Raw genomic sequence first — 12,405 nt, forward strand, 5'->3', positions numbered from 1 at the left:
CTGCCCTCCTCCAGGAGTCCTCCATGCCCGTTCCCGCGGTGCCCTTCCCCGAGCCGACCCCCTTGCAGCTCCGCCCCTTCCGGGCAGTGCGCTACGACGCGGACCGTGTCGGCGACCCGTCCGAGCTCCTCTCCCCGCCCCACGACGACCTTCACCCAGCCCACATCCGCGCGCTCCGGCGCCACCCGCACCACGTGGCGCGACTGCTGTACGCGGACGCACCGCAGGACGCCGCCCGCGAACTGGGACGCTGGCTGCGACGCGGCGTACTCCGCCGGGACGAGCGGCCCGCACTGTACGTCTACCAGCAGCAGCGTGGCGCCCGGATCCTCCAACGTGGCCTGGTCGGTGACCTGTTGCTGCCACGTCAGGCGGGACAACTGCTGCCGCACGAAGACGTGTCGGCTCATGTGGTCCGGCAGCGCGCCGCCCATATGTCAGGGCTCCGCGCTCAACTGGAGCCACTGCTGCTGGCTCATCGGGGCACAGAGTCGACGACCGCGCAGCTCATGGACCACATCACCCGCCGAACACCGGTCGCCGTCGCCCGGACCGGACAGATCACCCACATCCTGTGGGCTTGCGATGATCCCGCGGAACTCGCGCTTCTGGCCGGCGGCCTGTCCGTCGGGCAGGCCCTCATCGCCGACGGCCACCACCGCCACGCCGCCTGCCTGCACCTGTGCGCGGACGCGCCAGGCCCGTGGACCGGCAGCCTCGCCCTCCTGGTCGATACCGTGACGTACCCTCTGCGGCTCTCCGCGATCCATCGAGTGCTGCCTGCGCTGGAACCGGAGAAGGCCGCACGCGAGGCGGGCGAAGTGGCCCGAGTGCTCCCGCTGCCAGGAGGGCCGCGTCCGCCCGGGCTCGGTGAACTCATACTCACCGGCGGGGGAGAGGCCTTGGAGCATCACACATCCCGACCCCGGGAGCATGGAAGAAGCCCTGGCGGGTCATCCCAGCCAGTGGGCGCGGCTCCCCGCTGCCGTCAGCGACCACCTGCTGCTCCGGCACGCCTGGTCCGTGCCCGACCTGCCCGGCGCCGTGACGTACCTCCACGACATCGGCCAGGCCACGGCTGCCGTGTCCGCTCCGGGCAGGGGCAGCGCGCTCCTGTTGCCCGTGATCAGTCAGGACACGGTGTGGGAACTGGCCGGTGCCGGTGTGCTGTTGCCGCGGAAGTCCACCTCGTTCGGTCCCAAGCCGACGGCCGGTCTGGCCATGCGTGTGCTGGGCCTGTCGTAGCGCCGTTCCGGTGGTCTCGACGGGGATGTGCCGCCGTGTCGAGGGTGGGATCACCGAGGCGCGCGGACCGCGCCCAGGGGAGAGACGGCCGATGAGGAGGGGCCTCCCGAGGCACCCTCCTGCCTGCGAGGGCCGGTGCGTGGGCCGATGGGTGGGCCGATGGGTGGGGCGCCGTTCCGCGCATCGACTGAGTAGCATGTCCGGCATGTTGCGTGTGAGCAGTCGGCTGCGTGTGGGAGGAGCCCTCGGGTACCTCCTGCTGGTTGCCGCGCTCACCTTCGGCGTGTTCGCCATGCACACGATGGGTCATCCCGAGCACTCCTCCGCCCCAGGGGCAGGCGGCGCACCCCATGCGGTCGCCGGCGCGCACCAGGACGTCATGGCCCAAGAGACCGCCCGGACCCGTACGTCCACAGAGCCCGTGACCATGGCGGACCACGGGGCGGTCGCGCCGACCGAAGCGACCGCGGACGGGCCCATGACGGGCATGGACGTGCTGTCCGTATGCGTGGCGGTCCTCACCGGATGGCTGCTGTGGTTGTTCCTGTGCGCGGCGGCCCGCCGTAGGGAGCGGCTGACGGCCCTGCTCGCCCGAGCGATGGCCGTGAGAGGCCCCCTCCCGCCGCCACCCAGACCTCTCCTCGCTCAGCTGTCAGTCCTGCGGATATAGGCCGGAACCGCGGCGCGGGCTTCGCATGCCCACGCACACCGCGCGTAACCAGCACCTTCACCGTAGAACTGATCAAGCGAGGTATCACGCACATGACCGCCCACAACCCTGCCCTGCGTCGTCGTCTTCGTCGCCGTTCGGCCATCGTGAGCACTGTCGTGGCAGGCGGGCTGCTGCTCGCCGCATGCGGCGGGGACGACACGGAGGGCATGGACCACGGAAGCGGCAGCTCCGCCTCCGCCACCTCCACCCCGACGGCGGGTGACAACCCGGCGCCCGGCGCCTTCAGCGACGCGGACGTCATGTTCGCGCAGATGATGATCCCGCACCACGAGCAGGCCCTGGAGATGTCCGAGCTCGCGGACGGCCGTGCTTCCGACGCGGAGATCAAGACCCTGGCCGCGGACATCGAGAAGGCGCAGGACCCCGAGATCCGGACCATGAAGTCGTGGCTGAAGGCCTGGGGCAAGCCGGAGTCCGCCCAGGAGAGCATGCCGGGCATGAACCATGGGTCCGGTGGCATGGACCACGGCTCCGGTATGTCCGGGATGATGTCCGAAGCGGACATGAAGAAGCTCAAGGCCGCCAAGGGCACCGAGTTCGACCGGATGTTCGCGGAGATGATGATCGAGCACCACAAGGGTGCCATCACGATGGCGGAGGACGAGCAGAAGAAGGGCCGTAACGCCACGGCCAAGAAGCTCGCCGCCGATGTCGTGAAGACCCAGTCCGCCGAGGTCGAGACGTTCGAGAAGATCCTCGACCGGCTCTGATCCAGATCCGGCCACTGACCGTCCGGGCTCCCGGGCCCGCGCCCGAGGAGCCCGGGCGGTCATCCCCCTTGCCACCGCCACCGTGATCGGCTGCCGCCGCTCCGGTGCGCCCGCACGCCTGCGAGGAATCATGAACAAGCGTTGTGCCGCCATGGCGGCCACGGCCCTGGCTCTCACCCTCTCCCTGGTTGCCTGCTCCGCCCGGGGAGATGACACGGACTCGACCGGCTCCACCGCTTCCGGGAGGACCGTGAGTCACATCCACGGTCTCGGTCTGGACCCCGCCGACCAGCGCCTGTACGTCGCCACCCACGAAGGCGTCTACACCCCCGACGCCGAGGCGGAGCCGGAGCTGGTCGGAATCAGCGAGGACGACTTCATGGGCTTCACCGTGGCGGGCGCGAAGACCTTCTACGCCAGCGGCCACCCGACCACCGGGGGCAACAAGGGGCTCATCAAGAGCACCGACGCCGGCAAGACCTGGAAGTCCCTGTCCCTGTCCGGCGAGTCCGACTTCCACGCCCTGGAGTTCGCACACGGCACGGTCTACGGCTACGACTCCACCAACGGTCTGGTGCGCACCACCAGGGACGGCGTCTCCTGGAAGGACGGCGCGCGGGTGGAAGCCGTCGACATCGCGGTCAGCCCGTGGGAACCCGACCTCGTGCTCGCCACCACCGCCGACGGCGTAGCCCGCAGCGCCGATGGCGGCAGCACCTTCGCCAAGGGTGAGAAGCCGGTGATGGCCTTCCTTTCCTGGGCGGCGAAGGACGCCTTGTACGGCATCGACACCTCCGGCGCCGTACACCGCAGCAGCGACGGCGGCAGCACCTGGAAGAAGGCCGCCACCGTTCCGGGCGGCCGGCCCCAGGCTCTCACCGCCGTCGACGCCGAGCACATCCTGGCAGCCACCCAGGGCGGGGTGTACGAGTCGAAGGACGGCGGCAAGGCGTTCACGAAGCGCCTCGCCGTCGAATCGAGCGGCGCCCACTGAGCGGTAGCTCCCCACGGCGGAGACTGCGCACCGGCTGGGCCGTCCCGGAAACCCCCGGTCGGGGGCCGTGTGTTGACCCTGTAGGTTCTGCGCCATGGTGCGATACGCGGAGCCGGGCGCGGTGGAATGGGTGGAGTCGGGCGGCGGGCCGCTGATAGCGGTACCGGAACCCGTCCTGCCGTTCTGGGCGGGCGCCGACGGAGAGGAGACGGCCTCGGACTACGACCGGGCCTGCGAGGTGGACGGCCACGTCGGCCTCCTCCCGGTCGGCGACTGCACCGCCCTGGTCCTGGGCGACGAGCCCGCCTCGACCGCCTATCTGCCCGACCACGGCGTGTTCGTCCGGTGGTGCGCCGGCGACTCCGAGGACGAACTCCTGGCGAGCGTCCCGGCGGCGACCGCCACGGCGCAATGGGGACCGGAGACGACCTGGAAGGTGCCCGGCCCCGTGCGCCTCTTCGACGCGGCCTGGCCCGGGACGGACCTCACGGGCACCGACCAGGTACGGGTGGTGCTGGAACCGGGGAGGTACGCGGTCCGCGCGGCGAGGGTCCAGCCGGGCCCGGAGACCTGGCTGGACCTGATCGAGCTGCGCCTCCAGGCGCCGCGGTAGCGACGCCCCACAAGGCGCCTACAGCCGGGACAGTTCGTCCACCAGGTCGTCCAGCCCCAGGGAGCCCTGGGACAGCGCCGCCATGTGCCACGCCTTCGGGTCGAAGGCGTCGCCGTGCCGCGTGCGGGCGTTCTCGCGGCCGAGCAGCCAGGCCCGCTCGCCGAGCTTGTAGCCGATCGCCTGGCCCGGCATGGACAGGTAGCGCGTCAGCTCGCTCTCCACGAAGTCGGCCGGGCGGCTGCTGTGCGAGCCGAAGAACTCCTGGGCCAGCTCGGGCGTCCAGCGCTCCCCGGGGTGGAAGGGGGAGTCGTCCGGGATCGTCAGCTCCAGGTGCATGCCGATGTCGATGATGACGCGCACCGCCCGCATCATCTGCGCGTCCAGGTAGCCGAGCCGGCGCTCCGGGTCCGTGAGGAAGCCCAGTTCGTCCATCAGCCGCTCCGCGTACAGCGCCCAGCCCTCGGCGTTGGCGCTCACCATGCCGACGCTCGCCTGGTAGCGGGAGAGGTCCTGCGCCACGTGCTTCCACTGGGCCAGCTGGAGGTGGTGGCCGGGAACGCCCTCGTGGTACCAGGTCGACACCAGGTCGTAGACCGGGAAGCGCGTCTCGCCCATGGTCGGCAGCCAGGTGCAGCCCGGGCGCGAGAAGTCGTCCGAGGGGGGCGTGTAGTAGGGGGCGGCGGCGCTGCCCGGAGGGGCGATGCGCGACTCCACCCGGCGCACCCGCTCGGCCAGGTCGAAGTGGGTGCCGTCGAGCGCGTCCATCGCCTCGTCCATGAGGCTCTGCAGCCAGTCGCGGACCTCGTCGACGCCCTCGATGTGCGTGCCCTGCGCGTCGAGGTGGGCCAGCGCCTCCCACGGTGTGCCCGCGCCCGGCAGGATCTTCTCGGCCTCGCTCCTCATCTCGCCGAGGAGGCGGTGGTACTCGGACCAGCCGTAGGCGTACGCCTCGTCCAGGTCGAGGTCGGTGCCGTTGAAGTAGCGCACCCAGCGCGCGTACCGCTCCCGGCCCACCACGTCGGGCGCGCCCTCGATCGCCGGCGTGTACACGTCCCGCATCCAGTCGCGCAGCCGGACGACGGCCTCGGTGGCCGAGCGGGCGGCGGCGTCCAGCCGTGAGCGCAGGGACTCGGGGCCGGCGGCGGCGTACTGCTCGAACCAGCCGTGGCCCTCGCCGTCGGCGTCGGCCCACTCGCCGAGCTGCTCCACGAAGGTGGCGGTGGCGCGGGGGCCGCCGTACAGCTTCCGTTCCAGGCCGAGCGCGAGGGACCGGCGGTATCCCTCCAGCGCGTCCGGGACCGCGCGCAGCCGCTCGGTGATCGCCGCCCAGTCCTCCTCCGACTGCGCCGGCGTCACGGTGAACACCTGCCGCACCGCATGGGCGACGGAGCTCAGGTTGCTGACGGAACGCAGGCTCTCGTCGGCCTCGTGCACCGCGAGTTCGGCGCCCAGCCGCTCGCGCAGCAGCCGCGCGCACCGGCGTTCGATGTCGCTGTCCGCGCCGGGCAGCCGCTCGGCCTCGTCCAGCCGGGCCAGCGTCCGGCGTGCCAGCTCCGCGAGCGCCTCCTGACCCGCGGGCGAAGTGTCGGGCAGCCTGCTCGAACTCTCCTTGTCGCCGAGGAACGTCCCGGTGATCGGATCGAGGGCGACGAGCTCGTCGACGTACGCGTCGGCGACCTCACGGGGCAGCGGGCTCTTGATCTCAGACATGCGGCCATCCTCGTACGACGGACCGCACACGTCACGCGGATTGAGCCGACGGCGAAGGCGGCAGCAGCGGCCCGCACTCCCACTGCTGGAAGATCAGCCGGGTCTCCACCCGCGCCACCTCCCGGCGCGAGGTGAACTCGTCCAGCACCAGCCGCTGGAGATCGGCCATGTCGGCGACCGCGACATGGACCAGGTAGTCGTCCGGGCCGGTCAGGTGGAAGACCGTCCGCGACTCCGGCAGGGCCCGAATCCGCTCCACGAACGGCCCCACCAGCTCCCGCCGGTGCGGTCTGACCTGCACCGACAGCAGAGCCTCAAGTCCGCGCCCCAGCTTGGCCGGATCCAGCTCCAGCCGGTGACCGAGGATGACGCCCGAGCGGCGCAGCCGCGTCACCCGGTCCAGACAGGTCGACGGCGCCACCCCGACCTGCGCGGCGAGATCCCGGTACGTCGCCCGGGCGTCGTTCTGCAACAGCCGCAGCAGATGGAGATCCACCGGATCGAGTACGACGGATTCGGCCATGGGCCGAACGTAGCACGGGATATCGCGCCGACGACCCGGCCGATGTTCACCCTTGCCCACATGGACATGGACCCAACGAGCACGCGCGCCCACGACGACGTACGCACCGCACCGCGAGCCCTCGCCACCGAGGCCGTGCACGCCGGGCGGGACGACCTCGCCCGGCAGGGGCTGCACGCCCCGCCGATCGACCTGTCCACCACCTACCCGTCCTACGACAGCCGCGGCGAGGCGGCCCGTATCGACGCCTTCGCCACCACCGGCGCCGAGCCCGACGGCCCGCCGGTCTACGGACGGCTGGGCAACCCGACCGTCGCCCGCTTCGAGACGGCTCTGGCCCGCCTGGAGGGCACCGAGGCGGCGGTGGCGTTCGCCAGCGGCATGGCCGCGCTGAGCGCCGTCCTCCTCGTCCGCGGCTCGATGGGCCTGCGGCACGTCGTCGCCGTCCGTCCCCTCTACGGATGCAGCGACCATCTGCTGACCGCCGGGCTGCTCGGCTCGGAGGTGACCTGGACCGACCCGGCCGGGGTCGCGGACGCGCTGCGCCCCGACACGGGTCTGGTCCTGGTCGAGTCCCCGGCCAACCCCACCCTCGCCGAGGTCGACCTGCGGGCCGTCGCCCACGCCTGCGGCTCGGTGCCGCTGCTCGTGGACAACACCTTCGCCACACCGGTCCTGCAGCGCCCCGCGGAACAGGGCGCCCGGCTGGTCCTGCACAGCGCCACCAAGTACCTCGGCGGGCACGGGGACGTGCTCGCGGGCGTCGTCGCCTGCGACGAGGAGTCCGCCGGCCGGCTGCGTCAGGTGCGTTTCGCCACGGGCGGCGTCCTGCACCCGCTGGCCGGCTATCTGCTGCTGCGCGGTCTGTCCACCCTGCCCGTCCGGGTCCGGGCGGCCTCCGCCACCGCCGCCGAACTGGCCCGCCGCCTGGCCGCCGACCCGCGGATCGCCCGGGTGCACTACCCGCGCATCGGCGGCGCCATGGTCGCCTTCGAGGTGCACGGCGACCCGCACGAGGTCATCGCCGACGTCCGCCTGATCACCCCGGCGGTGAGTCTGGGCAGCGTGGACACCCTCATCCAGCACCCGGCCTCCATCAGCCACCGCATCGTCGACGCGGACGACCGCAGGGAAGCGGGGGTGAGCGACCGGCTGCTGCGCATGTCGGTGGGTCTGGAGGACGTGGAGGACCTGTGGTCGGATCTCGACCAGGCCCTCTCCGGACCTCAGGGGGGCGGGAGGAACCGCGCGACGAGCCGCACCGCGCCCGCCCCCGCGCTCGCCGGCTGACGACGACGGCTAACGGGTCCTTTCACTATGAGCGTCCGATCAGGTCGCTCATAGTGAAAGGACCCCTAAGGCGCCGAGGTGCTTCCCAGACCTTCCGCGCCCGACGCGACGACCTCGCCCAGCCGTGCCGTGATGACCAGCGTCCCCTCCTCGACCTGGTAGTCGAGAGGCAGCCCGAGCCCGCGCATCGCGGCCACCATCCCCGTGTTGGAGGCCTGCGTCACGGCATACACACTCGAGCAGCCCGCCTCGGCGGCCATCGCGACCAGTCGCCCCAACAGCTGCGCGCCGACACCCCGCCGCTGCCACGCGTCCTCGACGAGCAGCGCGACCTCCGTCTCGTCCCCGTCCCACAGGAGGTGACCGAGCCCGACGATCCGCCCGGAGGCCGTCTGCACGGCGAGGGTGCGGCCGTAGCGCGGGCTGAGCAGGTGGTTGAGGTACCGGTCGGCGTCCCGCACGGGCCCGTGATAGCGCAGCCTCAACGTGTGCGGGGAGCACCGCTCGTGCATCGCCCTGGCCGCTTCGAGGTCGCGTGTGTCGGCCCGCCGCACGGTGATGTCGCTGCCCTCGGCGAGGGTGAGGTGGTCCCGCCCGTGCGGGAGACGCGGCCCGAGCCGGGCGTCCAGTTCCACCAGGGCCCTGGCCCGGGCGAACTCGGTCGGGGTGAACGGCAGATACGGCCGCTCCACGGTGATCACTCCACCATCGGGGGCGCGCAGCCGCATCACCGTGTCGTCGAGCGCCCCCTCCACCGGAAGGCCGTCCGCTGCCCGGCCGGCGCCGGCCCGAGCGGGCTGGGAACGAATCGTGCACCGGCCCAGCAACTGCCGCAAGGCGAGCGGCAGTTCCGCCGCGTCCAGGGCCGTGCGGGCGGCCAGCCCGAGGATGCGGGTCGGCGCGTCCACCAGGTCGTGGGCGTCGGCCCGCTCGATCCAGGTGTCGGCGCCACCGGCCGACTCGACGGCCGCGGTGATCCCGGCCGCCGGCAGACCGGCCGGGCTCCGCAGTAGGAACTCGTCGACCGTGCCTTCGGCCAGCGGGTGCGTCTGGAGGCTCAGGATGTCGACCCTCTGCCCGGCCAGGGCCGCGCAGAGGGTCGCCAGAGACCCGGGTTCGTCCTGCACCGTGGTCCGCATCCGCCACAGGGTGTTCGCCCCCGGCACCGGCTCGGGTGCCGGGGACCCGGTATCACGCGTCGGCGGTGCGTGTTCGTGGCGTCGTGTTCGCCAGGTCCGGAACGTCTCGGAGATCCGCTGCCACGGTGTGGCGGGGCGGCAGTCGGCGTCGTGGTGCGGCACATGAGTCACTTCTCGCGTCATGCACCCACTGTGAAGGAACGGTGTTGCGTGATCGAGAACGCTCTGTGACTGCCGGGTAAAGGGCGGGCTTTCCCCCTTTATCGACGCTTCAAACGTTGCGTTCCGTACCTACTGGCCGACCCGGCCCGGCTGGAGCACCTGCGTGAACAACACCGTGCCGTCCTGCTCCCGCAGACGGACCGTCAGCTCCCCGCTGTGGCCGTCGATGTCCACCTCTCCGAAGAACTGGAAGCCCCCGGCGGGCGAGACGTTGGGGGTCGTCGGTGCCTTCACGAACACACGGTCCGGTCCGAAGGTTCCGTCCAGCGCGTTCGCCGGGAAGGCACCGGCGTTGAGCGGACCCGAGACGAACTCCCAGAACGGCTCGAAGTCGCTGAAGGCGGCCTTCGACGGCTGGTAGTGCTGAGCCGAGGTGTGGTGCACATCGGCGGTCAGCCACACCGTGCCCGTGATCCGCCGGTGCTTGACGAACCGCAGCAGTTCGGCGATCTGCAGTTCGCGGCCGAGCGGCTTGCCGGGGTCGCCCTGCGCGACGGCCTCGATGTTCGGCGCGTCCGGGACGACCAGGCCGATCGGCATGTCGGAGGCGATCACCTTCCACACGGCCCGGGAGCGGGACAACTCGCGCTTGAGCCACTGAAGTTGCTCGCGGCCGAGAATGCCCTGCGGATCCACCGGCTGGTCGTTCGGCGAGTTGGCGTTGCGGTAGGTGCGCATGTCCAGGACGAAGACGTCCAGCAGCGGACCGTGATGCTGCACGCGGTGGACACGGCCGCCGGGGCGGCGCAGCGTGGAGATCGGGAAGTACTCCGAGAAGGCCCGGCGGGCACGGGCGGCGAGCACGTCGACGCGCTTCTCGGTGTACCGGGCGTCGGTGAGGATCTCGCCCGGGTACCAGTTGTTGGTGACCTCGTGATCGTCCCACTGGACGATGGACGGGACCCGGGCGTTGAAGGCCCGCAGGTTCTCGTCGAGCAGGTTGTACCGGAAGTTGCCGCGGAACTCCCCGAGTGTCTCGGCGACCTTGGCCTTCTCCTCGGTGGTGACGTTCCGCCAGGTGCGGCCGTCGGGCAGGGCCACGGTCTCGGTGATCGGGCCGTCGGCGTAGACGGTGTCGCCGCTGCACAGGAAGAAGTCCGGGTCGAGGGCGGCCATCGCGTTGTAGATCGTGTAACCGCCGAACTCCGGGTTGATGCCCCAGCCCTGCCCGGCCAGGTCGCCGGACCAGACGAACCGCACACCGTCGCGGCGCTTGGCCGACGCCGTGCGGAAGGTGCCGGTGACCGGTTCGCCGGTGCGGCGCGGGTCGTCGGGGTCGGCGAGCAGCACACGGTAGTGGATCTGCTCGCCGGACGGCAGGCCGCGCAGCCGGGTCGTGCCCGTGAAGTCGGTACCCGGACCCAGCAGCGGGCCGTGCCATCTGCGGGCGGTGCGGAACGACTCGGTCGCCGACGTCTCGACGATCATCCGGGCCGGACGGTCGGAGCGCACCCACACCAGCCCGGAGTCGCAGGTCACGTCTCCCGCCTGCACACCCCACCCCGCCGTCGGGCGCCCGGAGCGCGCGAACGCGGGTGCCGCGCCGAGAGCGGTGGGCAGGGACAGGGCCGCCGACGCGGCGAGGGAGCCACGCAGGACGCTACGGCGCCCGGGCAACGGACGGTGTGACATGGATGTGCCTCCAGGGACTCGATCCGGCCAAGTGTGCAGAGCCACACCTACTGGCACGCCGCAGCGCACACACGAACCCCGAGTGAACAACTGACCGCGGGATGAGGGAACCGGCGAACCGGCCGGATCACCCGGTCGCGGCCTCGGCCATCAGCCGTACGCCGTCGGCGATCCTGGCGGGCGGCACATGGGCGTAACCGAGGACGAGCCGGACCTCCTCGGCACCCTCCGGTTCGGTGCGCGGGTGGGCGTACGCCGACAGCGGGCGTACCGCCACTCCCGCCTCCGCCACGCGCGCGAGGAAGCGCTCCTCCGGTCCGTACCGACCCGGCAGTGTGGCGATCACATGCAGGCCCGCGGCGATCCCGGACACCCGGGATCCGGGGAAGTGCGCGTCCAGGGCGGCGACCAGCGCGTCACGCCGCTCGCGGTAGGCGCGCTGGCAGCGGCGCAGCTGGCGGTCGTAGTCGCCGCGTTCCAGGAAGCGGGCGAACACCGCCTGGTCGAGGGCGGGGTGGCCGAGGTCCATGGTGCGTTTGCGTTCGACGATCTCCTGCGCCCAGGACTCCGGCACCAGCAGCCAGCCCAGCCGCAGGCCCGGGGCGAGGGACTTGCTGACCGAGCCCGTGTAGGCCACGCGGTCCGGGTCGAGGCCCTGGAGCGCGCCGACGGGAGCACGGTCGTAGCGGAAGTCGCCGTCGTAGTCGTCCTCCAGGACGATGCCGTCCACGGACCGCGCCCAGTCCAGCAACGCGGCGCGACGCCGGGCCGAGTAGGCGATGCCGCTGGGGAACTGGTGGGCCGGGGTCGTCACCACGGCCCGTAGGCCCGACGCCCGCAGCGGCCCGGGGGCGACCCCCTCCTCGTCCACCGGCAGCGGTACGGCGCCGACCCCGGCCGCGCCGTACAGCGCGTCGTGCTGGGGACTGCCCGGGTTCTCCACGCCGACCGCGCGCACCCCGCGCGCGTGCAGCGCGAAACCGAACAGGGTCGTCGCCTGGGCCACCCCCGAGACGACCACGATCCGTTCCGGGTCGGCCACCACGCCCCGCCGCCGGGCGAGCAGTTCGGCCAGCGCGCTGCGCAGCCGCGGCAGCCCGCGCGGATCGGGGTAGCCCAACTCCTGGTGCGGCAGTTCCGCCAGCACACCGCGGTGCGCGGCGGCCCACGCCGCCCGCGGGAACAGCGCCAGGTCCGGGGTCCCGGGCACGAAGTCCGCCCGGGAGCCGGGCGATCGCGGAGCGAGGTCGTGCGCCCGCGGCCGCGCGGCCCGGACGGCCGCGCCCACCCACGTGCCGGCGCCCCGGCCGCTGCGCAAGTACCCCTCCGCCGTCAGCTGCTCGTATGCCTCCGTGACCAGCCCGCGCGACACCCCGAGGTCCGCCGCGAGGTCCCGGCTCGACGGCAGCCGGGTGCCCGGCGTGAGCCGGCCCGAGCGGACCGCCTCGCGCAGCGCCGCCTGCAGGGAACGGCCCCGTGTGCGTGCCGGTGCCGACGCGGCGGGGAGCAGCAGTTCCCAGGCGGCGGACGCGGCACCGTCGCCCGGGACGCTCTGCGTTGGTCTCATGGGGGGAGACCTTAAGCCGTCCCCGGC

Annotated in this window: 11 protein-coding genes and 1 pseudogene; 7 read left to right on the plus strand and 5 right to left on the minus strand. The window is 72.2% G+C overall.

Going from position 1 to position 12,405, the window contains the following annotated elements; translation table 11 throughout:
- Positions 1–23: 23 nt before the first annotated feature.
- The 6 genes and pseudogenes from QNO09_RS15970 to QNO09_RS15995 all read left to right on the plus strand — a co-directional run.
- Positions 24–773, plus strand: a pseudogene (locus QNO09_RS15970) (DUF1015 domain-containing protein); the annotation flags it as partial.
- Between the two features lie 160 nt (positions 774–933).
- Positions 934–1,245 (plus strand): DUF1015 domain-containing protein, encoded by a 312-nt coding sequence (locus QNO09_RS15975; RefSeq protein WP_283971020.1) that lies wholly within the window; start codon positions 934–936, stop codon positions 1,243–1,245.
- Between the two features lie 205 nt (positions 1,246–1,450).
- Positions 1,451–1,915: a DUF6153 family protein gene (locus tag QNO09_RS15980; RefSeq protein WP_283970846.1), complete on the plus strand. Its 465-nt coding sequence runs from the start codon at positions 1,451–1,453 to the stop codon at positions 1,913–1,915.
- 92 nt (positions 1,916–2,007) lie between these two features.
- Positions 2,008–2,688: a DUF305 domain-containing protein gene (locus tag QNO09_RS15985; protein WP_283970847.1), complete on the plus strand. Its 681-nt coding sequence runs from the start codon at positions 2,008–2,010 to the stop codon at positions 2,686–2,688.
- Positions 2,689–2,818: 130 nt separating this feature from the next.
- Complete coding sequence (locus QNO09_RS15990) at positions 2,819–3,682, plus strand: F510_1955 family glycosylhydrolase (protein WP_283970848.1); 864 nt, start codon at positions 2,819–2,821, stop codon at positions 3,680–3,682.
- 94 nt (positions 3,683–3,776) lie between these two features.
- Complete coding sequence (locus tag QNO09_RS15995) at positions 3,777–4,295, plus strand: immunity 21 family protein (protein ID WP_283970849.1); 519 nt, start codon at positions 3,777–3,779, stop codon at positions 4,293–4,295.
- 18 nt (positions 4,296–4,313) lie between these two features.
- On the opposite strand, the gene QNO09_RS16000 is transcribed toward QNO09_RS15995, so the two are convergent.
- Complete coding sequence (locus QNO09_RS16000; protein ID WP_283970850.1) at positions 4,314–6,005, minus strand: DUF885 domain-containing protein; 1,692 nt, start codon at positions 6,003–6,005, stop codon at positions 4,314–4,316.
- A 31-nt stretch (positions 6,006–6,036) separates the two neighbouring features.
- On the minus strand, positions 6,037–6,528 hold the full coding sequence (locus QNO09_RS16005; RefSeq protein WP_283970851.1) for an Lrp/AsnC family transcriptional regulator: 492 nt from the start codon (positions 6,526–6,528) through the stop codon (positions 6,037–6,039).
- A gap of 66 nt (positions 6,529–6,594) precedes the next feature.
- Here QNO09_RS16005 and QNO09_RS16010 point away from each other — a divergent pair, with 66 nt between their 5' ends.
- Positions 6,595–7,818: a trans-sulfuration enzyme family protein gene (locus QNO09_RS16010; protein ID WP_283971008.1), complete on the plus strand. Its 1,224-nt coding sequence runs from the start codon at positions 6,595–6,597 to the stop codon at positions 7,816–7,818.
- Between the two features lie 65 nt (positions 7,819–7,883).
- On the opposite strand, the gene QNO09_RS16015 is transcribed toward QNO09_RS16010, so the two are convergent.
- The 3 genes from QNO09_RS16015 to pdxR all read right to left on the minus strand — a co-directional run bounded on the left by QNO09_RS16015 (position 7,884) and on the right by pdxR (position 12,378).
- Positions 7,884–9,140, minus strand: a complete 1,257-nt coding sequence (locus QNO09_RS16015) for a GNAT family N-acetyltransferase (protein ID WP_283970852.1) — start codon at positions 9,138–9,140, stop codon at positions 7,884–7,886.
- A gap of 108 nt (positions 9,141–9,248) precedes the next feature.
- Positions 9,249–10,811 (minus strand): alkaline phosphatase D family protein, encoded by a 1,563-nt coding sequence (locus QNO09_RS16020; protein WP_283970853.1) that lies wholly within the window; start codon positions 10,809–10,811, stop codon positions 9,249–9,251.
- 127 nt (positions 10,812–10,938) lie between these two features.
- A complete protein-coding gene (pdxR, locus tag QNO09_RS16025; protein WP_283970854.1) occupies positions 10,939–12,378 on the minus strand; it encodes a MocR-like pyridoxine biosynthesis transcription factor PdxR in 1,440 nt (479 codons plus the stop codon).
- Positions 12,379–12,405: the final 27 nt, after the last annotated feature.

Source organism: Streptomyces sp. 378, assembly GCF_030124145.1.
Classification (GTDB): Bacteria; Actinomycetota; Actinomycetes; order Streptomycetales; family Streptomycetaceae; genus Streptomyces.